This window comes from Caulobacter sp. GW822-FHT07D08, assembly GCF_058798735.1.
On the sequence record NZ_JBXAKU010000009.1, the window covers coordinates 241,833 to 260,365 of the forward strand.

Annotated in this window: 14 protein-coding genes and 1 pseudogene; 3 read left to right on the forward strand and 12 right to left on the reverse strand. The window is 67.2% G+C overall.

Annotated elements, in window-relative coordinates; translation table 11 throughout:
* Positions 1–27: 27 nt before the first annotated feature.
* Both AC1RJ9_RS18075 and AC1RJ9_RS18080 read right to left on the reverse strand, forming a co-directional pair.
* Positions 28–4,158 carry a translocation/assembly module TamB domain-containing protein gene (locus AC1RJ9_RS18075; RefSeq protein WP_492838412.1) on the reverse strand — a complete coding sequence of 1,377 codons (4,131 nt, stop codon included), beginning with the start codon at positions 4,156–4,158 and terminating at the stop codon, positions 28–30.
* 71 nt (positions 4,159–4,229) lie between these two features.
* Positions 4,230–6,014: an autotransporter assembly complex protein TamA gene (locus tag AC1RJ9_RS18080; protein ID WP_492838395.1), complete on the reverse strand. Its 1,785-nt coding sequence runs from the start codon at positions 6,012–6,014 to the stop codon at positions 4,230–4,232.
* 258 nt (positions 6,015–6,272) lie between these two features.
* Here AC1RJ9_RS18080 and AC1RJ9_RS18085 point away from each other — a divergent pair, with 258 nt between their 5' ends.
* The 3 genes from AC1RJ9_RS18085 (at position 6,273) to AC1RJ9_RS18095 (ending at position 9,796) form a co-directional block, all read left to right on the forward strand.
* On the forward strand, positions 6,273–7,796 hold the full coding sequence (locus AC1RJ9_RS18085; protein ID WP_492838396.1) for a circularly permuted type 2 ATP-grasp protein: 1,524 nt from the start codon (positions 6,273–6,275) through the stop codon (positions 7,794–7,796).
* Positions 7,793–8,740, forward strand: coding sequence for an alpha-E domain-containing protein (locus AC1RJ9_RS18090; protein ID WP_492838397.1), 948 nt, complete (start codon positions 7,793–7,795; stop codon positions 8,738–8,740). Before AC1RJ9_RS18085 ends, AC1RJ9_RS18090 begins: the two co-directional genes overlap by 4 nt.
* Before the next feature lie 72 nt (positions 8,741–8,812).
* Positions 8,813–9,796, forward strand: a complete 984-nt coding sequence (locus AC1RJ9_RS18095; RefSeq protein ID WP_492838398.1) for a transglutaminase family protein — start codon at positions 8,813–8,815, stop codon at positions 9,794–9,796.
* Between the two features lie 35 nt (positions 9,797–9,831).
* Here the strand turns inward: AC1RJ9_RS18095 and AC1RJ9_RS18100 are convergent, their stop codons facing one another.
* The 10 genes and pseudogenes from AC1RJ9_RS18100 to tnpA form a co-directional block, all read right to left on the reverse strand.
* A complete protein-coding gene (locus tag AC1RJ9_RS18100) occupies positions 9,832–10,188 on the reverse strand; it encodes a PilZ domain-containing protein (protein WP_492838399.1) in 357 nt (118 codons plus the stop codon).
* Between the two features lie 107 nt (positions 10,189–10,295).
* Positions 10,296–11,315, reverse strand: a complete 1,020-nt coding sequence (locus AC1RJ9_RS18105) for a sulfate/molybdate ABC transporter ATP-binding protein (RefSeq protein ID WP_492838400.1) — start codon at positions 11,313–11,315, stop codon at positions 10,296–10,298.
* A gap of 17 nt (positions 11,316–11,332) precedes the next feature.
* Entirely contained in the window at positions 11,333–12,211 is an 879-nt protein-coding gene (cysW, locus tag AC1RJ9_RS18110) for a sulfate ABC transporter permease subunit CysW (protein ID WP_492838402.1), read from the reverse strand.
* A complete protein-coding gene (gene cysT / locus AC1RJ9_RS18115) occupies positions 12,211–13,083 on the reverse strand; it encodes a sulfate ABC transporter permease subunit CysT (RefSeq protein ID WP_492838403.1) in 873 nt (290 codons plus the stop codon). Before cysT ends, cysW begins: the two co-directional genes overlap by 1 nt.
* A 175-nt stretch (positions 13,084–13,258) precedes the next feature.
* On the reverse strand, positions 13,259–14,044 hold the full coding sequence (locus AC1RJ9_RS18120; protein ID WP_492838404.1) for an LbetaH domain-containing protein: 786 nt from the start codon (positions 14,042–14,044) through the stop codon (positions 13,259–13,261).
* 281 nt (positions 14,045–14,325) lie between these two features.
* The gene (locus tag AC1RJ9_RS18125; protein ID WP_492838405.1) at positions 14,326–14,832 is read right to left on the reverse strand and encodes a hypothetical protein; all 507 of its coding nucleotides are present in this window, start codon (positions 14,830–14,832) and stop codon (positions 14,326–14,328) included.
* Positions 14,833–15,039: 207 nt separating this feature from the next.
* Positions 15,040–15,234 (reverse strand): hypothetical protein, encoded by a 195-nt coding sequence (locus AC1RJ9_RS18130; RefSeq protein ID WP_492838406.1) that lies wholly within the window; start codon positions 15,232–15,234, stop codon positions 15,040–15,042.
* A 90-nt stretch (positions 15,235–15,324) separates the two neighbouring features.
* Positions 15,325–16,841 (reverse strand): annotated as a pseudogene (gene tnpC, locus AC1RJ9_RS18135) (IS66 family transposase).
* Between the two features lie 72 nt (positions 16,842–16,913).
* A complete protein-coding gene (tnpB, locus tag AC1RJ9_RS18140) occupies positions 16,914–17,267 on the reverse strand; it encodes an IS66 family insertion sequence element accessory protein TnpB (RefSeq protein WP_395443819.1) in 354 nt (117 codons plus the stop codon).
* Positions 17,264–18,130, reverse strand: coding sequence for an IS66 family insertion sequence element accessory protein TnpA (gene tnpA / locus AC1RJ9_RS18145; RefSeq protein ID WP_492838407.1), 867 nt, complete (start codon positions 18,128–18,130; stop codon positions 17,264–17,266). Before tnpA ends, tnpB begins: the two co-directional genes overlap by 4 nt.
* Positions 18,131–18,533: the final 403 nt, after the last annotated feature.

An 18,533-nucleotide genomic window follows, 5' to 3' on the forward strand; every position in this document is an offset into this window, starting at 1 on the left:
GGTCGCCCGCGCAACAGCCTTGCGTCTCTAGTAGTCTTTTCTCCAGCGGACGGAAAGCTTGGCGTCGTTCTGGCCGCCGATCCGCGAAACCAGCGACAGCGTCCGACGGACGCGCCACTCGACCTGGGCGGCGGGCCCCTCCCGGCCGCCGCCGATAATCTCGACATAGACGTCGTCGGTTACGTACTTACCGCCCGACACCGTCATGCCCGTGGCGCTTTCGGCGAAGGCCAGGCGATCGAGGCGCGCGAAGCTGCGCAGGTTGCCGATCACGTCGAAGCCCCCGCCGCCGGCCAGCGAGGCGAGCGCGGACGCCAGCTGAGCCGCCTCGATCGGCGACAGCTGGGCGGCCGAGGCGCCGAACAGCACCTGGCTGAGCACCTCGTCGCTGGGCAGCTCGGGCTTGGAGGTCAGGGTGATCTCGGGCTTGGCGGCCGTGCCCTGGATGCGGACCACCGCCGTCAGGGAGGTGTCCTGGCGTGTCGCTGAAAGATCCAGGCGGATGCGGTCCAGTTGGCTGGACAGATAGACCACGCCGTCGTCGTCGAACTCGAACCGCTTGCCGGCGAAGTCGTACTCACCCCGCACCATGCGCGCCACGCCCGAGAGCTGCGGGGCCAGGGAGGTGCCGCCGACATGGGCGTCCAGCGACAGCTCGACGTCCAGGCCCCGACCGCGCACGAACACCCGGCGCGGCGCCTTCAGGTCCAGGTCCAGAATCATACCACCCGTGTTCGGGCGGCGCTGCAGGCCCTGGTCCAGATCCTGCGGGCGATTGCGCTCGATCACGTCCATTGCCACGACGCCGGCCGGTGTCTTGCTCTGGGCCGAGACATCGGCGCGGTCGAGGGTCACCGCCCCCGTCAACTTGATCTTTCCGTCGGCCGAACGGTTCACCGAGGCCTGCCCACTGGCGACCGCCGAAGCCAGGTCGTTGTCGATCAGGCGAAAGCTCTTCATGTCGAGCTTGAAGTTGCCCACGCCGTCGCGCGCCAGGCTGATCCGCCCCTGGCCCGAGATCGTACCGCCCTGCCCGTCCTCGCCAATGGCCTGGCTGACGTCGATGGCGTTGTCGGCCAGGGCCGTTCGAAGGACGACGTTGCGCAGGCGCAGGCCGGTCTGGCCGTCCTCGAAGCCGCCATTGTCCAGGGTCGCCGAACCCAGCAGGCGTGGATCGGCCAGGGTGCCGCCAATGCTGCCCTGCAGATTGATGCGCCCCGACAGGGAGCGGTCGGCGCCCATCAGCAGGTTCCACAGCGGCTTGATCTCGCCCTTGGCCGAGAACTGCCCCTGCACGCCGCGCTTCTTGTCGATCACCAGGCGCAGCGGCCGGGCCGAGGCCTCGACCGGCAGGACGAGGTTGGCGTCGGCCTTCAGGCCCTGGCTGTTGTCGCCGTCGGCGACGATGGTCAGGTGGCTGTCGGTCAGGTCGCCGTGGACCTTGGCGTTGAGCGACTGCTCGATCTTGGCGCCGCGTTCGCGGGCGTTCGAAAGGCGCATGGTGAAGTCGCCGCCCAGGGCCTCGCCCTGTCCGCGCAGATTGAACGAGCCGTCGATGTCGCCGTCGAGATCGGGGTTGAAGGCGGTGATCGCCACGCCCGCTAGTTCCGCCTTCAGCATGGCCGTGGCGCCGCCCAGGTCGGCGTCGATGTCGGCGCGTCCCTTGTCGATGGCCAGGCGCAGGCGGGCCTGGGTCGGGCCGTCGCCGAAACGCACCTTGGCCATCTCGCGGGTCTTGATCTCGGTGCGGCCCATGCGGCCCGCGGCGTCGAGGCTGAGGTCGTAGATCTTGCCGTTCTGCGCCAGGTCGCCCGTGCCGCCGATGCGCCAGCGGCCACCGGGAGCCTCGCCGCGCGCATCGATGGACAGAGGCAGGCGCGCCAAGGGGCCGTCGGCCTTGATCCGCGCCGAGCGGACTTTCCAGGCCCCGGTCGCGACGTCCTCGGCGGTCAGGTCCAGGGTCGCGCTGGCTCCGCCGCCACCAGGCGCGTCGACCAGCTTGGCCGTGCCCTTGACCTGGCCCTGCGGCAGGAAGGCGCCGGGGCCGATGGCGACGGTCAGGTCGGCCGTGGCCGGCAGCCCGTCGCGCAGGCTCATCGCCCCCTTGGCCTTGGCGCCGCCGGCGTCGACGTCCAGTTCGCTGAGTTCGATGCCGCCCGGCGAGAAGCGGAAGGCCGTGCGGCCGCGCGCCGGACCATAGCCGCTGTCGGCTTGCAGCGCTGCGACGCCGTCGGCGCCGTTGGGGCCGCGCGCGAAGGTCAGCGTCAGATGCGCCTTGGTCAGGGGCAGCATGGGAAGGTCAACGCGGTCGAAATCGGCGTTCAGCTCGGCCTTCGGGGCGGCCAGCGTGCCGCCGACGTGGCCGTCCCCCGCCGCCTTGCCGGCGACTTCGACCGGACCGGCGCGGAACGGGCCCGTCGCGGTCCAGTCCAGCTTGAAGTCGAGATCCAGAGCCTTGCCGACCGTCATCTTCCCGGAGGATTGCAAGCTGGCGTTGGTCCCTTCCAGCTTGGCGCCCGCGACAGCCAGGACGCCGTCGTTCCAGCTGGCCTTGCCATTCAGGCGGGGCGTCGCGCCCAGCAGGCGGTCGATCTCGGGATAGCCGGTGGCGAAACCCGCCGCGCGACTGTCGACCGTGAAGCTCCAGGGCCGGTTGGCGAAACTGCTGGCCGTCCACTTGGCGGTGACCGAGCCCTTCGCGCCCGGCCGCACCGGCCCCATGCTGGCTACCTTCATGTCGCCGTCGAATGACAGGCCGCCGAGCGGTCCGCGTTCGCCCTTGCCGGTGACGATCAGGTTCGGGGCGTCGATCCGGGCCGACTTGATCAGGAACCGACCACCCTTGACCCGTGCGCCTTCGAACGAGGCTTTGGGGCTGGGACCAAGCAGGGCCAGAAGGCCCGCGCCGCCGCCGCCCGACGCGCTCGCCTGGGCCTTGATCTCCAGTTCGCCCTTGGCCCAGCGGACCTTGGCCGGTCCCTTGGCGCGCTTGAGGCGGTAGCCCAGCAATTCCAGGTTGGCGACATCGACATCACCCTCGACCGAGAAGCCGCCCTCCTCCAGCCGGAAGACGCCGTCGGCCAGGCCGCGCCCCATCTGCGGGATGGTCACGATCCGCTTCAAGGCGCCGATCTGGGCGCTGAACGCGACTCCGTCCGGCCCCGTTCGCTTCTTGGCCAGATCCGCCAGGCCGTGGCCGTGAAGGGTCAGGTTCTGGGCCATGATCGCCAGGTTCAGGTCCGACAGGCCGTCCTGGGCCGTCTTCTTGCCATCGATCGTGAAATTGGCTTCCGGCCCGAACATGTGGGCCAGACGTTGGGTCAAGGTCGAGGCCGTGAGATCGATGCGGCCTCGGGCCGAACCGCCTTGCTCGGTCCAGGCGCCGTCGGCCTGCAGCGGCGTCGCCTGGCCCGAGCGCGCCAGGACGTTGAACGCCGCGCGGCTGGTCGTGCCGTCGGCCTTGGCCTTCAGATCGAAGGTGCGGTTGGCCGGCAAGCCCAGCGCGCCGGCGATCGCGCCGCCATTGGCCTCGGTCGCGTCGGCGATCAGGCGCAGGCTCTTGGAGCGGCCCAGGTCGAAATCGAGGTTCAGGTGATCGCCGACATGGAGGCGCGAGGCGACGCCCAGCTTGCCTTTCTGCCCGCCCTGGCGCGCCATTTCGTAGGCGCCCGCGACGTCGAAGTCGCCGTCCTTGCCGCTGAAGGCCGGGCGGGTGATCAGGCGGAACCTAAAGGCGTCGAGATCGACCGACACGGGCGCGGCGCTGGACTTGGGTCCCTTGGGCTCCATCGTCGGGCGACGCAGCACGATGACGTCGCGCGCGTCGATGCTCTCGGCGTGGAAACGACGGCCGAACAGCTCGGTCGGCCGCCAGGCCACGCGCAGGTCATGCGCCTCCAGCCAAATCCCCTTCTCATCGGAGATGGTCAGGCGGCGGACGCCGAAGTTCTTCCAGATGTCCCCCGACAGGCCCTCGATATGCAGCCTGCCGATGCGGCCCAGCTTGAGCCCCGAGGCGCGAGCCTCCAGGAACATCCGGCCCTGCGGCGTGATGGGGGCCAGGCGCAAGCCGCCAGCCATGACAATCAGGATGCCGGCCAGGATCGCCGCGGCGATCAGCACCACGCCGCCCCAGCCGATCTTCCTGGCGACCTTCACGGCGGCCTCGCCCGTGGCCTCGGCGGCGTGGGCGACGGTGTCCGTCAGGTCAGGCTTGTCGTGCTCGCCGCTCAAAAGCTTTGACCGATGCTGAGATAGACTTGGAAGGCGGGATCGCCCTTGCGACGGCCCATGGGCACGGCGACGTCGGCGCGGATCGGGCCAAAGCCCAGGTCGTAGCGGACACCAAGACCCGCACCGGCCCGGAAATCCTCGCGCTGCGGCGTATTGTGCGTGCCGATGGCGCCTGTGTCGATGAAGGCCACGCCGCTCCATTTCGAGGTGATCTTCTGGCGCAGCTCAATCGAGGTCTCGACCACCGAGATGCCGCCCTGCGGGGTGTTGTCGGTCAGGCGCGGCCCGATGGCCTGGTAGGAATAGCCCCGCACCGAACCGCCGCCACCGGCATAAAAGCGCCGCGAGGCCGGAACGTCCTGGACTCCGCCACCGACGATGGCGCCCAGCTTCAGACGGCCGGCGAGCACGGTGCTGGCCTGCCGGCCGAACGGGATATAGGCCGAGCCCTGGGTGGTCAGTTTCAGGTAGGGAACGGTCGTGTCGCCGACCACGTAGGTCGGCTCGCCTCGGGCCTCCAGACGCCAGCCACGCTTGGGATCAAGGATGTTGTCCGAGAAGTCCCAGGCATAGGCCGCCAGGCCCGCGAAGGTCGCCAGGTTCAGCTTGCGGCCCGCCACCAGGCCGTTTCGGCTCACCTGCTCCTTGGTCTGGGAGATATCGAGCGAGACGCCGAAGGTGCGATAGGCGGTCGTCTGCCGTCGCTTGGTCAGGTCCACCCCGACCGTGGCGCCGGTTTCGTTGTAGGCGTCGGTGTCGTTGCGGAATATGGCGCTGTTCAGCTTCAGCGTCTGCTGGGGTCGCCGCCAGTGCGGCAGCGAGATCTCGGCCCCCAGGCGCTGCTCCAACTTGGCGAAACGCAGGGCGTAGGTCGTGGTGTCGGCGCGCTTCAGCCGGTTGTAGCGGATCCAGCGCGCATCGATGCCTGCGCCCTCGTTGGTCGAATAGCCCGCGCCCAGTTCGATGGTGCGCGACTTGCGATCCGCCAGGGTGACGACGACGGGACGGTACCCCTCGGCCGTGGCCTTGTCCGTGCCCGCCAGCGAGACCGAGATCGAATCATAGACGCTGGTGTCGCGCAGGCGGCGCTCCAGCTCGGCCACGTCCTCGGGATCGTAGACGTCGCCGGACACCCAGGGGGCCAAGCGGCTGACCCAGGCGGCGTTGGTGCGCCCCTTGGTCACGACCTCGATGCCGTCGAGGTGAACCAGTTCGCCGGCCGCGATCTTGAAGGCCGGCCGGACCGTATGGTCGGCGTGGTCGACAATGACCTCGCGCGGCTCTGCGGCCGCGTCGGCATAGCCGAGCTTGGCCACCTGGGCGACGACACGCCCCTCGGCGCCCACGACGTCCGCCGAACGGCCCGGCTCGCCCTCGGTCAGGCGCATGGCGGTGGCGGCGCGCTGGCGGGTGCCCTCATCCGGCGGCGCGCCGGACCAGTCGATGCGTGGATCGGCGATCAGGAAGACGGAACCGGGCGTGATCTTGACCACCGCGCGCGGCGGCTCGCCGTCCAGCACGTCGGGCTCGACGGTATAGCCATAATAGCCCTCGGCACGCAGGACGGCGATGGCGTCCTCGCCAGCCTGACGAGCGCGGCGACGGGCTTCGGCGCGGCTTTGGGCGGATGTCTTGGATTGGGTCAGAGCGCGCTGGATGGCGTCGCGCAGATATCGATCCTCGACACCTTGAATCTGGGCCATCGGCTCGTCAGCAAGCGCGGCCGAGGCGATCAGCCAAGTCACCGCCGTCAACGCGAGGGTAGTCCGCCCAAGCACCAAATCACGTTCCCCGCGCGAAGCGCCCCCGGGCCCTGCTGTAGTCCGGGGTGTCGCCGCTGTCACGACAGGAAATGCAACGAACCTTGCCCGAGCGGCGCTTCTCAAAGCGGGCGAATGGCGCCCAAATGATAAGCAGTCATGCGCATCCACGTGGCGGACGTCGAATCCGGCGCGCATGGTGGTGGCTACACTCTAGAGTCGGGGACGGCGCGGGCTCACCGGTCCGCGCCCAAGGTTATGAGAAACGTGGATAAAAGCGTGGCGGCGAAGACCCAAACCCTCGTGGACGCACCGACCCTGCCGATGACGGAGGCGGCGTACCTGCCGGGGATCGCCTACGACGAGATGTTCACGCCCGAGGGGGAGGTCCGGCCGCACTACGATCCGCTGCATGGCCGCATGTCGACCCTCGGCGCCGAGGAACTGGCGGGACGCCAGCGGACGCTGGAACGCTCGTTCCTGCTCCAGGGCATCACCTTCACCGTCTATGGGGCCGACAACACCACCGAGCGGGTCATGCCGACCGACCTGTTCCCACGCATCATCCCCGCGGCCGAATGGTCGAAGATCGAAGCGGGCCTGGCCCAGAGGCTGCAGGCGCTGAACCTGTTCCTGGCCGATATCTATGGCGATCAGCAGATCCTGATGGACGGCGTGGTTCCGCGCGAGCTCGTGCTGGGCGCGCCGTCGTATCGCCGCGAGATGCAGCACGTCTATGTGCCGCACAAGGCCTACGCCAATGTCTGCGGCAGCGACCTGATCCGCTGCCAGGACGGCCAGTTCGCGGTGCTGGAGGACAATCTTCGGGTCCCGTCCGGCGTCTCGTACATGCTGGCCAATCGCGACGCGGCCAAGCGGACCTTCCCCGGCACCTATCGCGCCGCCGGCGTGCGGCCGGTCGAGCGCTATCCCGACCTGCTGCTGGCCACGCTGAAGAGCATGGCCGCCGACTGGCGCGGCGATCCGCAGGTCGTGGTGCTGACGCCCGGCGTCTATAACAGCGCCTACTACGAGCACGCCTACCTGGCCCGCCTGATGGGCGTGCCGCTGGTCGAGGGCCGTGACCTCGTGGTGCACGAGAACATGGTCTACATGCGCACCACGACCGGCATCCGCCGGGTGGACGTGATCTATCGCCGGGTCGACGACGACTTCATCGACCCCCTCACCTTCCGCCGCGACAGCTCTCTCGGCGCCGCCGGTCTGTTCAACGCCTATCGCGCAGGCAATGTGGTGATCTGCAACGCGCCGGGCACCGGCGTCGCCGACGACAAGGCCGTCTACGCTTATGTCCCCGACATCATCCGCTACTATCTGGGCGAGGACGCCATCCTGCCCAATATCGAGACCTTCCTTTGCCGCGAACCGCGCCAGTTGGGACATGTGCTCGACAATCTCGACAAGTACGTGGTCAAGGCCGTCGGCGCCTCGGGCGGCTACGGCATGCTGGTCGGTCCGCACGCCAGCCAGAAGGAGCGAGACGACTTCGCCCAGGCGATCAAGGCCGATCCGGACAACTACATCGCCCAGCCGACCATCCAGCTGTCGACCGCGCCCTGCCTGGTCGACGGACGCATCGAGCCTCGCCACGTTGACCTGCGCCCCTTCATCCTGTCGGGCGAGAAGACCATCGTCACGCCCGGCGCCCTGACCCGGGTGGCGCTGAAGCGCGGCTCGCTGGTGGTCAATTCCAGCCAGGGCGGCGGCTCCAAGGACACCTGGGTGCTGGCCGAGGAGAACGGCCAGACCAATGGCCACGGCAACGGGAGCGCCCGCCCATGATGCTCGCCCGCGTGGCTGACAGCCTCTACTGGCTGGGCCGATACATCGAACGGGCCGAGCACCTTTCGCGCCTCTCCAGCGTCATGTTGAACGCGACCCTGGACCAGACCGACTCCGGCGCCCACGCGGTGCGGATCGCCATGGCCGCGGTGGGCGATCCCGCCGACGGTGTGGACGTCGGCTCCTTCGAGGCCGCCGAGGCCCTGGTGCTGGATCGCAGCGACACCAATTCGGTCGTTTCGTCCCTGGCCCGGGCTCGCGAGAACGCCCGCCAGGTCCGCGACCAGATCACCACCGAGACCTGGGAGCGGCTGAACCTGCTCTATCTGAAGGTCACGGACGACAAGGCCGGCAAGGAATTCTCGGACGGCTCGGCCAACTTCCTGCACGACGTCATCGCCGACCTGCACCTGTTCAAGGGCGCGGCCGACACCACCATGAGCCATGGCGAGAGCTGGCGGTTCATGATGCTGGGAATCTATATGGAGCGCGCTCAGCTGGTCTCGCGACTGCTGGAAGTGTGCTTCGCGGAGAGCCCCGTGCACGGCCACGTCGACGACCACGTGGCCCTGGTCAGCGTGCTGCGCATGGCCTGCGCGCTGGAGCCCTATCTGCGGGTCTACACCGCCGAGATCGAGCCGCGGCACATCCTGGAATTCCTGGTCTTCGACGAGGACTTCCCGCGCTCGATACGCTTCGCCACAGCCCAGATCGAACAGCACCTGTCGGCCATGGCCCGCAACGCCTTCACTGGCGAGCGCCCGGGTCCCGAGCGCCTCGCGGGCCGCCTCAAGGCCCGCCTGCAGTTCGCCGATGTCGACGAGCTGGAAGCCGTCGGGGCCGGACCGCTGCTGACCACCGTCGTCAACGAATGCGCGCGCATCCACGAAGCGATCTACGAGACCTTCGTGGCCTATCCGCTCGAAACGCGCCTTCCGGCCTAGGATTCGGAGCGTGACAGCCGAAAGTGTCAGCGGTTTCGGCGCCCGTCACGCGACCAAGTAAGGACTTTTCCCGTGCTGCTCGAAATCCGCCACGTCACCCAGTACCACTACGAGAAGCCCGTGCGGGAGAGCCTGATGGAGCTGTGGATGCAGCCTCAGAAGACGGCCCGCCAGCGCCTGGTCAGCTTCGAGTTGGACCTGGAGCCGGCCGCCCAGGTGTTCTCCTACGCCGACAGCTTCGGCAACGCCGTCTACCACTTCGACGTGCCCCAGCCGCACGACAAGCTGACCATCGTCGCCCGCTCGGCCGTCGAGACAGAGCCGACCGGCGAGCGTCCAGACCACTTGGATATGGGCGAATGGGACCGCATGCGCAGCGAGTTCGTGCGGGGCGAATGCTTCGACTTCCTGCGCCCCCATGGCTTTGTCCGGACCACCGACGCCCTGCGGACCTTCATCTACGAGCACGACCTGGACACCCTAAGGCGCAAGGACCCGCTGACAGCGGTCCGCACGCTGTCCGAAACCATCTACAGGGCGTTCGAATACCAACCCGGCGTCACCGACGCCGACAGCCCGATCGACCTGGCCCTGAGCGCCGGGCGCGGGGTCTGTCAGGACTTCGCGCACATCATGCTGGCCATCTGCCGCGAGTGGGGCATCCCGGCCCGCTACGTCTCCGGCTACCTGTTCACCGATCGCGACGCCGGCGACCGCTCCGACCCGGACGCCACCCACGCCTGGGTCGAGGTGTTCCTGCCCAGCCTTCGCTGGGTCGGCCTGGACCCGACCAACAACATGATGACCAGTGAGCGCCACGTCGGCGTGGCGGTCGGCCGCGACTATGCGGACGTCACCCCGTCGCGCGGGGTCTACAAGGGCGATGCCGAAAGCCAATTGGCCGTGGGGGTCACCGTCCGCCGCGCCCGGGCCGCCCTGGCCGAGCCGGAATTCCTGCGCATGGCCCGCCCAAGCTTCGCCGGCGGCCGTCGCCGTCCCGACGCGGCCTTGAAGCAGGAACTGCACCACCAGCAGCAGCAACAACAGCAACAGTGATCTACTGAAGGGTCGACCCTACTGAAGGATCGACCCTACTGAAGGATTTCTGGCGGCAGGTTGGCCGCGAACCGGCGGGCGATGTCCAACGCCCCTGCCGCGCCGCCCGCGCGAGGCCCCATGCGCTCGGTCTGCAGGAACTGTACGCCCACCTCTGCGCCCGAACGCCACACGACATGCGCCAAGTGCACCCGGCGCCCGCCGGCGTCGACGAAAATGAACTTGTCCGGCGGCGAGGTGATGCCGGCCGTCGACAGTCGCGCGCCCTTCTCGGCTACGTCCAGCAGCGAGCATTTCCACGAGCGCGGATCGTCGACGATGTAGATCTTGCGCGCCGCCGGCATCCGAGGATGCGCGCGGCGTTCAGCGCCCGAGGGCTCGACCATGACCATGCGACCTTAGAACTCCCGTCGAGTCGTCGACGACCTTAGCGCAGACGACGACGCTACGCGCCAACGCTGAACGTCGTTCATCCGATCTCGGTCTAACGGGTAGAACCTTAGGCAGCGTAAACGTGGGCCTTGCGAGCAGCGATCTTCACCGTGCCCTGAAAACGGGGGGCTTCGGCGCGCGAGGCGCTGATCTCGATCGGACGGCCGTCGGCGGCGGTGGCGCTGACCGTGGTCAGAGCCCCCTGCACGTGGGCGCGATCGACCCGCACCTCGAAGCCGGCGTCGTCCAGCACGAAGTCGTGCGGCCGGACATAGGCGGTGGCCGAACCCTCGCGAACGCCGCCGGCCGGCAGGCGCAGTGCGCCGGCGCTGAACTGGCCGCCGCCGACCTGCCCCTCGAAGCAGTTGGCCTCGCCAACGAAGCCGCAGACGAAGGCGGTCTGGGGCTGGTCATGGACCTGATCGGGCGTGCCGATCTGCTCGATCGAGCCCTTGTTCAGGATGGCCACGCGGTCGGCCAGCTCCAGGGCCTCCTCCTGATCATGGGTGACGAAGATGGTGGTGACGCCCGTGGCGTCGTGCACGCGGCGCAACTCCTTGCGCAGCGACTTGCGGACCGTGGCGTCCAAGGCGCCGAACGGCTCGTCCAGCAAAAGCACGCTGGGCTGCACGGCCAGCGCCCGTGACAGGGCCACGCGTTGGCGCTGGCCGCCCGAAAGCTGCGAGGGGTAGCGCTTGCCCAGGCCGTCCAGCTCGACCAGCTTCAGCAGGTCCTCGACCCGCTGGGCGATCTCCGCCTTGGACGGCTTGTCCTTGCCCTTCCGGACATCGAGGCCGAACGCGATGTTCTTGGCCACGGTCATGTGCTTGAATAGCGCGTACTGCTGGAAGACGAAACCCACGCGGCGATCGGCGGCCGAGGCGAAGGTCACGTCCTCGCCATCGAACAGCACCTGGCCTGCGTCCGGGAATTCCAGGCCGGCGATCGTGCGCAGCAGCGTGGTCTTGCCCGAGCCCGAAGGCCCCAGCAGCGCCAGCAGTTCGCCGTCGGCGATCTCGAGATCGACCCTGCTCAGGGCCGGATAGCGTTCGAACTTCTTGTCGACGGAGCGGATGGAGATGGTCATGTGACTGCTAGGTCCGTTCAGTGTCCGCCGCGGCCGCGCCCAAACCCGCTATTGCCGGGTTGGACGACTTCCAGCGCCGTCTTCAGCACCAGGGTCACCACGGCCAGAAGGCAAAGCAAGGCCGCGACGGCGAAGGCGCCGACGAAGTCGTACTCGTTGTAGAGGATCTCGACGTGCAGCGGCATGGTGTTGGTCAGGCCGCGGATATGGCCGCTGACCACCGACACCGCGCCGAACTCGCCCATGGCGCGGGCGTTGCACAGCAGCACGCCGTACATCAGCCCCCAGCGGACGTTCGGCGCGGTCACCCGCCAGAAGGTTGTCAATCCGCTCGCCCCCATGGACACGGCGGCTTCCTCCTCCGCCGTCCCCTGCTCCTGCATCAACGGGATCAGCTCACGGGCTACGAAGGGGAAGGTCACGAAGACGGTGGCCAGCACGATGCCGGGCACGGCGAAAATGATCTTGATGTCGTTGTCGACCAGATAGTCGCCGAACCATCCCTGCAGGCCGAAGATCAGCACGTAGATCAAGCCCGCCACCACCGGCGACACGGAGAACGGCAGATCGATCAGTGTGATCAGCAGCGCCTTGCCCTTGAAGTCGTGCTTGGCGATCGCCCAGCTCGCGCACAGACCGAAGGCCGCATTGAACGGCACCGCGATCGCCGCCGTGATCAGGGTCAGCTTCACGGCCGCCAGGGCGTCGGCGTTGTTGATCGCCAGCAGCGCCGCGTCGAGACCTTTGCGCAGCGCCTCGGCGAACACGGCGGCCAGCGGCAGGATCAGGACGAGGGCCAGGAAGGCCATGACCGTCCCGATCACCAGGACCTTGGCCCAGAGCGGATCGTCGGTGGCACGGCGACGCCCTTCCAGAGAGTTTTTGGCGGCGGCCATCAATCGAACCTCCGCGCCCAGGCCTGGATGCCGTTGATGATCAACAGCATCGTGAACGAGACCGTCAGCATCACCACCGCGATAGTGGCGGCGCGCGCATATTCGAACTGCTCCAGCTGGATGATGATCAGCAGCGGCGCGATCTCGGACTTGTAGGGCATGTTGCCGGCGATGAAGATCACCGAGCCGTACTCGCCGACCCCGCGCGCGAAGGCCATGGCGAAGCCGGTCAGCCAGGCAGGAGCCAGGGCCGGAAGGACGATGCGCAGGATGGTGTCGATCCGGTTCGCGCCCAGAACGGCGGCAGCCTCCTCGACGTCCTCGGCGGCGTCCCGCAACACCGGCTCGATGGTGCGGACCACGAACGGCAGGCCGATGAAGATCAAGGCAATGGTCACCCCCACCGGGTTGTAGGCGGCCTTGATACTCAGCGGCGTCAGGAACTGCCCGACCCAGCCGTTGGGCGAATAGAGCGTCGCCAGGGCGATGCCCGCCACGGCGGTCGGCAGAGCGAACGGCAGGTCGACCAGGGCGTTGACCAGGGTCTTGCCGGGAAAGTCGTAGCGCACCAGCGCCCAGGCGGTCAGCACGCCGAACACGCCGTTGATCACGGCCGCCACGAACGCCGCGCCGAAGCTCAGGCGGTAGGCAGCCAACGATCGCTGTGACGTCGCCACGGCCCAGAACTCGGCCGGCGACTGCTGCGCGGCCTTCAGGACCACGGCGCTCAGGGGGATCAGGACGATCAGCGACAGCACGGTCAGCGTCACGCCCATGGTCAGGCCGAAGCCCGGGATGGCGGACCGCCGCCGGAACAAAGGCCGCTTGCTCGGCGGCGCGGGCGGCCGGCGGGCGGCGGTCTCGGCGGTCATCGTCTGATCGTCGTCCAGGGTCCGGGCTCGCCACATGGCTCTAGGCAAAGGCTGAACGCGCGGAGCCCCATCGGGGTCCAGCGACGTCGTTGAAACTGAGCCGCTTAAATCTCTACCTCGACAATGGGGCAAACGAGAAACCCCAACTTAAGACGCAGAAAAACTGCCAGCTACGCTATGCCCAGCAATCGGCGAGCCAGTGACTCGGCCCGGCGCCAAAAGCTTGAGCGACATAGTCGCGAACGGCCGACGGAGCGTGATCCAATGGCTGAACCACCTCGCCGTCCAGGAACCCCAGCAGCGAGATCGACGAAACCTCATTGCGCAGCACGAACCGCGGTCGCGCGGGCCGGTAGGGGTGCGAACCCGAGGCGTCGGCCGCCAGTATCTGCAGCCGCGCCTGGTTCGCCATGAGATAGGCGACTTCGAAGTCCCACCAGGGGGCGAAGGGCGCGCGGGCGCGCAACTTTCGGGCCGGAACGCCGGCATAGATGCCTAGCGGCTCGATGTCCTTGGTGACGACCGATGATGCGCCGATCACGGCGCCGTCGCCGACTACGCGCCCACTTAGAATTTGGGCGTTAGCGGAAACCACCACGCCATTGCCGATCGCGAACGGCCTCACGGGCTCCAACCCCTGTTGGTCGAAGCCGCCATTGACCAGCGGCAAACCCGAAAAGCAGATGTTGACCGGCTGATCGTTGGCGTGCTCGCCGCGCACCAGGATGCGGGCGGAAGGGTGCATCTCGCAGAAGCGGCCGATCTCACCAACCTTTCCCGCCTCGCCGGCAGGCACCAGCATCAGGTTGTTGACGCACGGCAGCGATCCAGCGCCGATGTCCACATAGGCCCCCGGCGTACAGTAGAACCGGATGTCGTAGTGGCCCAGGAACGTCAGCACCCTGTTCCAAGGCGTTGCATCGGAGGGAAGATTCACGGTGATGGGCGCCGACCAGTTCATTGGAACTGGCTATCAGAACACCCGAGCTCCGCAAACGATCACGCGACGCCCGGTGTCGCAAAGACGCTCCGAAATCCTTGAAGATCAGAAGATTGAATTGGTAGGCCGGGTGGGGACATGAGAACCACGGCTTTTCAGTGCCTTGTGCTGTCAAACCCGTCGCTCGCCCTCCTAGGGAATTCAACGGCTTAACTGCCGTGTGTCAAACCTACGAAGCCAACGTCCGAGTATGGGCGCGGCGTGGATTGCCGCTAACGACCCCTCTCTGACATTCGCGGCGTCTAGGCGGAAAGATCGACGACCGCTCCGGCCTTGGCGTTCGTCGGATCGCCGCTCGCCATGCCGAGCCTTTGGCGCAGCTGATCCGCCAAGGCATTGAGGGAGAGGGTCGTCTCGCCGTTATTGGAGACCGTTACGCTCATCTTCCGCCAGCCGTTCAGCGATTGCAGCTTCTCGGCGACGGCCAGCGCCCCTTGCGCCTCGCGGTCGGTAAGCTTCGAGATATCGCCGATCTGCAGGTTGCCCCCGGACGCCGCGCGGTTGGCCTGTGTTTGCGCTAGCATCGCTTTCACGTCGACGCCGCTCGTGCGCCTCGTGGTCTCTTCGATGTCGGCCCTCTGAGCCGCCGTCAGTTCAACCGTCTTGAACGGTCCTGCAATGGTCTTGATCGTCGCTGGGTCGACAGGCGATAGTTTGTCCTTGATCGAGTACTGCGCGCGAACAGTTGCGGCGATATCTCTGTTGCTCACGTTCATGAAGCGACCCTCGCCCAAAATCATCGAGGTCATCTCGCACGATCCATGCCAAGTTGGCTTCGCGATTAGGTGTTGATTTTACAGCCTTTCGTTGAGGCCGTTTGCAAGCCCGCCCGGCCAGAACCGCCCAAGCCGGAAATTTCGTTCTGGCTGGATCCGCTCACCAACCAGCCAGCTGAGGTGACGTTCGGTGTGTCGATTGTCTGTGATCGACCCGTCAGAGACATTCGCTGGGTCGGCTTAGGGGATCAGCGATCCGATATTGCTTAGAAGCTGACACAGCTCCCGCCGCTCGGCGCCGAGGCGCGTCGCAAACTCGGCGTCACCAATGTCCATGCTATTGCAGACCTCGTTGAGAGCATTGTTCAGCAGTATCAGCTCATGGGCGGAGAGGCGGATATCAGCGAACTTGTCGGTTCGGCCAAGCTTGATCATCCAGGCACCTTAATTGACGCTCGTCCGCTAGCTAGGCCGTGAACTATCGCCCGAAATCGGTGATGTATGCGTCCGGCCGCTGCACGTCCGTCAGGTGTTGACGTGATTTCCGTGCTTCCAGGCCCAGGGCAGCAGCTCGTCGAGGCGGTTGACGGGGTGGCCATTGACCATGCGCTCCAGCACATCCCGCAGATAGGCGAAGGGCTCGACGCCGTTCATCTTGGCGGTCTCGATCAGCGAACCGACCACGGCCCAGCGGTCGCCGCCGCCGTCCGAACCGGCGAACAGGTGGTTCTTGCGGCCCAGAGCGATGGGCCGGATCGCGCGTTCGACGGGGTTGTTGTCCAGGTCGATGCGGCCATCGGCGAGGAACAGGCTGAGCGCGTCCCAGCGGCCGAGGGCGTAGCGGATGGCCTCGGCCAGGGCGCCGCGCGGCGGCACGCGGGCCAGCTGGCGTTCCAACCAGATATGCAGAGCATCCACCAACGGTCGGGAAGACTCCTGACGCGCCGCCCGCCGCAGCGCCGCCGATTGGCCGCGGACCTGGGCTTCGATGGCGTAAAGCTCGCCGATCCGGCGCAGCGCCTCGACGGCCACGGGCGCCTGGGTGGACTCGGCGATCTCATAGAACTTGCGCCGCGCGTGCGCCCAACAGGCCGCCAGCTTGACGTCGCCGGACGCGGTCAGCGGCTCGAAGCCGGCATAGCCATCGACCTGGAGGACGCCCTTGAACCGGCCCAGATGGGCGGCCGGGCGCTCGCCCTTCCGGTCAGGCGCGTAGACATAGACCGTGCCGGGCGGCTCCGGTCCGCCCCACGGTCGATCATCACGCGTGTAAGCCCAGAGCCGCCCGGTCTTGGTCCGGCCCCGGCCAGGATCCAGCACTGGGATCGGCGTGTCGTCGGCGAACAGATGGCTGCTGGCGAACAGGTTGGCCGACAGCTTGTCGTGCAGGGCTTGCAGCCACCAACAGGCCCCGCCGACCCAGCCAGCCAGCGTCGAGCGTTCAAGATCCACGCCGTGCCGAGCGAAGATCTTGGACTGGCGATAGAGCGGGGTGTGGTCGCAATACTTGCTGACCAGCACCTGGGCGAGCAGCGCCGGCGTGGCCAGGCCGCCGTCGATCGGCCGCTCCGGCGCCGGCGCCTGGACGACCGTGGCGCAGGCCCGGCAGGCATACTTGGGGCGCACGATCCGGATCACCCGCATCTGCGCCGGGACCCAGTCCAGCATCTCGCTGACGCTCTCGCCGATGCTGTGCAGGGCGCCGCCGCAGGCGCAGACCGGGCTCTCGATATCGATCAACCGGTCTTCGCGAGGAAGGTGGTCGGGGAGCGGTTTGCGCTTGGGCTGAGCCTTCGCGGGCGCCGGCAGGATGTCGGGCCGGCGCGCTTCGGCGGCGGCCCGACATCCTCCAGGGCCAGCGCCAGTTGATCGGCGTCCAGGCGTTCGGAACGGCGGCCAAACTGCGCGCGCTGGAGCTGCTTGATGATGGCCTTGAGCCGGTCGATCTCGCCGTCCCGCTCACCGACGAAGCCGGCCATTTCGCGCACCAGCTGGTGCAGCAAGGCCGTGTCGGTAGGCAGGTTTTCGAGATCCAGCCGCATGCGCGATTCTACTATTTTCGGAGTCCGCGACCAAGCATTTTTCCCTTATCCAGCGGGGGTTTTGACGCTATTTCAGCCAGCGATGGCGGGCCGCCATGTGCGTTCTGGGAAGCGCCAGTCGATGCCTTCGATCAGCATGGCGAGTTGCGCGGGCGAGAGCACCACGGAACCTCCTGGCGTGGTGATGTGCGGCCAGATGAAGCGCCCGCGTTGCAACCGCTTGGTGAACAGGCACAGGCCCGTTCCGTCCCAATAGAGCAGCTTGATGGTGTCGGCCTTTCGCCCCCGGAAGGCGAACAGGTGGCCCGAGAACGGGTCCTCCTTCAGCACTTCCTGCACCAGCATCGACAGGCCATTGAAGCCCTTGCGCATGTCGGTGTGGCCCAGCGCCAGATGCACCTTCACGCCGGATGGGATGATCATCATCGGGCCGCCTCCCGCTGCGCCACGTACCGCCGGACCTCGTCTGGATCGCTCCCAGGCGGCGCGAAGACCCTGCGTCCGTCGCCAAGATTGACGGCCACAGCGCCCTCGGGGATGGGCAAGGGAATGCCCGCCGTGAGAGCCTGGCCCGCCGCTTTCAGGCCATCGCCAACCAGCCGGACACGAGCCAGCCGGGCGCGCTCGTCCTGGCCAAGCCCCATCTGCGCGCGCCACCGGAACACCATGCTGGTGACCACGCCGTGGTGCCTGGCCACCGCGCTGACCGTGGCGCCGGGAAGCTGCGTTTCGGCGACGATGGCGCGCCTTTGTTCGTCGCTGAACGTCCGACGACTGCTCCGGCCGTCACCGTCGCAGAGGGTTCCGGGCGCGCCCGTCAAGCCGGATTCCAGCGCCGGGGCCTTAGCACTAGTGCTTCGTCTGGGGCCCACATACGGGCGGGCGCTGGGATGAACGAGCTCCCCCCAATCGATCCCAAGGGGGTCTTCGTCCAGGCGTTGACGCCACTGGCGCAGCGACGAGGTCGTCAGCCGATGGGCGCTGGCGTACTCCGCAGCGGTCAGCCCGCTCCACAGGTGGGCCTCGACGTGCATGGCCCAGAACGCCTGCACGGCCCTGTTACGGACCTCGCTGGTGGAGCGTCGCGGCGGAGGCTTTCGCTTGCTCGAAGGCTTGTGCTGCAAGGCGTCGGCGTCACCGATCTTCTTCAGCCAGTTGCCGAAGACGGCCGGCTTGAGCTGGTGTTCGCCGCAGTATGCCGCCCGCGACAGACCGCTCAGCCGCCACGCCTCGATGTGGACCGCCCAGTAGGTCCGCAGTCCTCGGTTTTGGTAGCGCTTCGACGCCACGGCCGACCTCCCTCGCTAATCAGGAGCCCGACATGGTTCGCCTCATGGAAGGAGAACAAGAGTGCAACAACCGAACGCAAACTCGGTGATCACGAGCGAAGGAAGTCAACCCCTCACTGTCAAACCTCAAATAAGTCACTGTTTTATAAAATAATTTTTAGAAATTTTGGTAGGCCGGGTGGGAACGTGAGAACCAAGGCGTTTCAGCGCCTTGTGCTGTCAAACCCGTCGCTCGCGCTGTTAGGGAATTCAACGGCTTAACCGCCGAGTGTCAAACCTAAGAAGCCAACGTCCGAGTATGGGCGCGGCGTGGATTTCCGCTAACGACCGAGGCCGTGTGGAAACGCGTCTTCCAAGCCGGTGAACACAAGGCCGGGCAAGCGCTTCGCGTGACGATGAATGG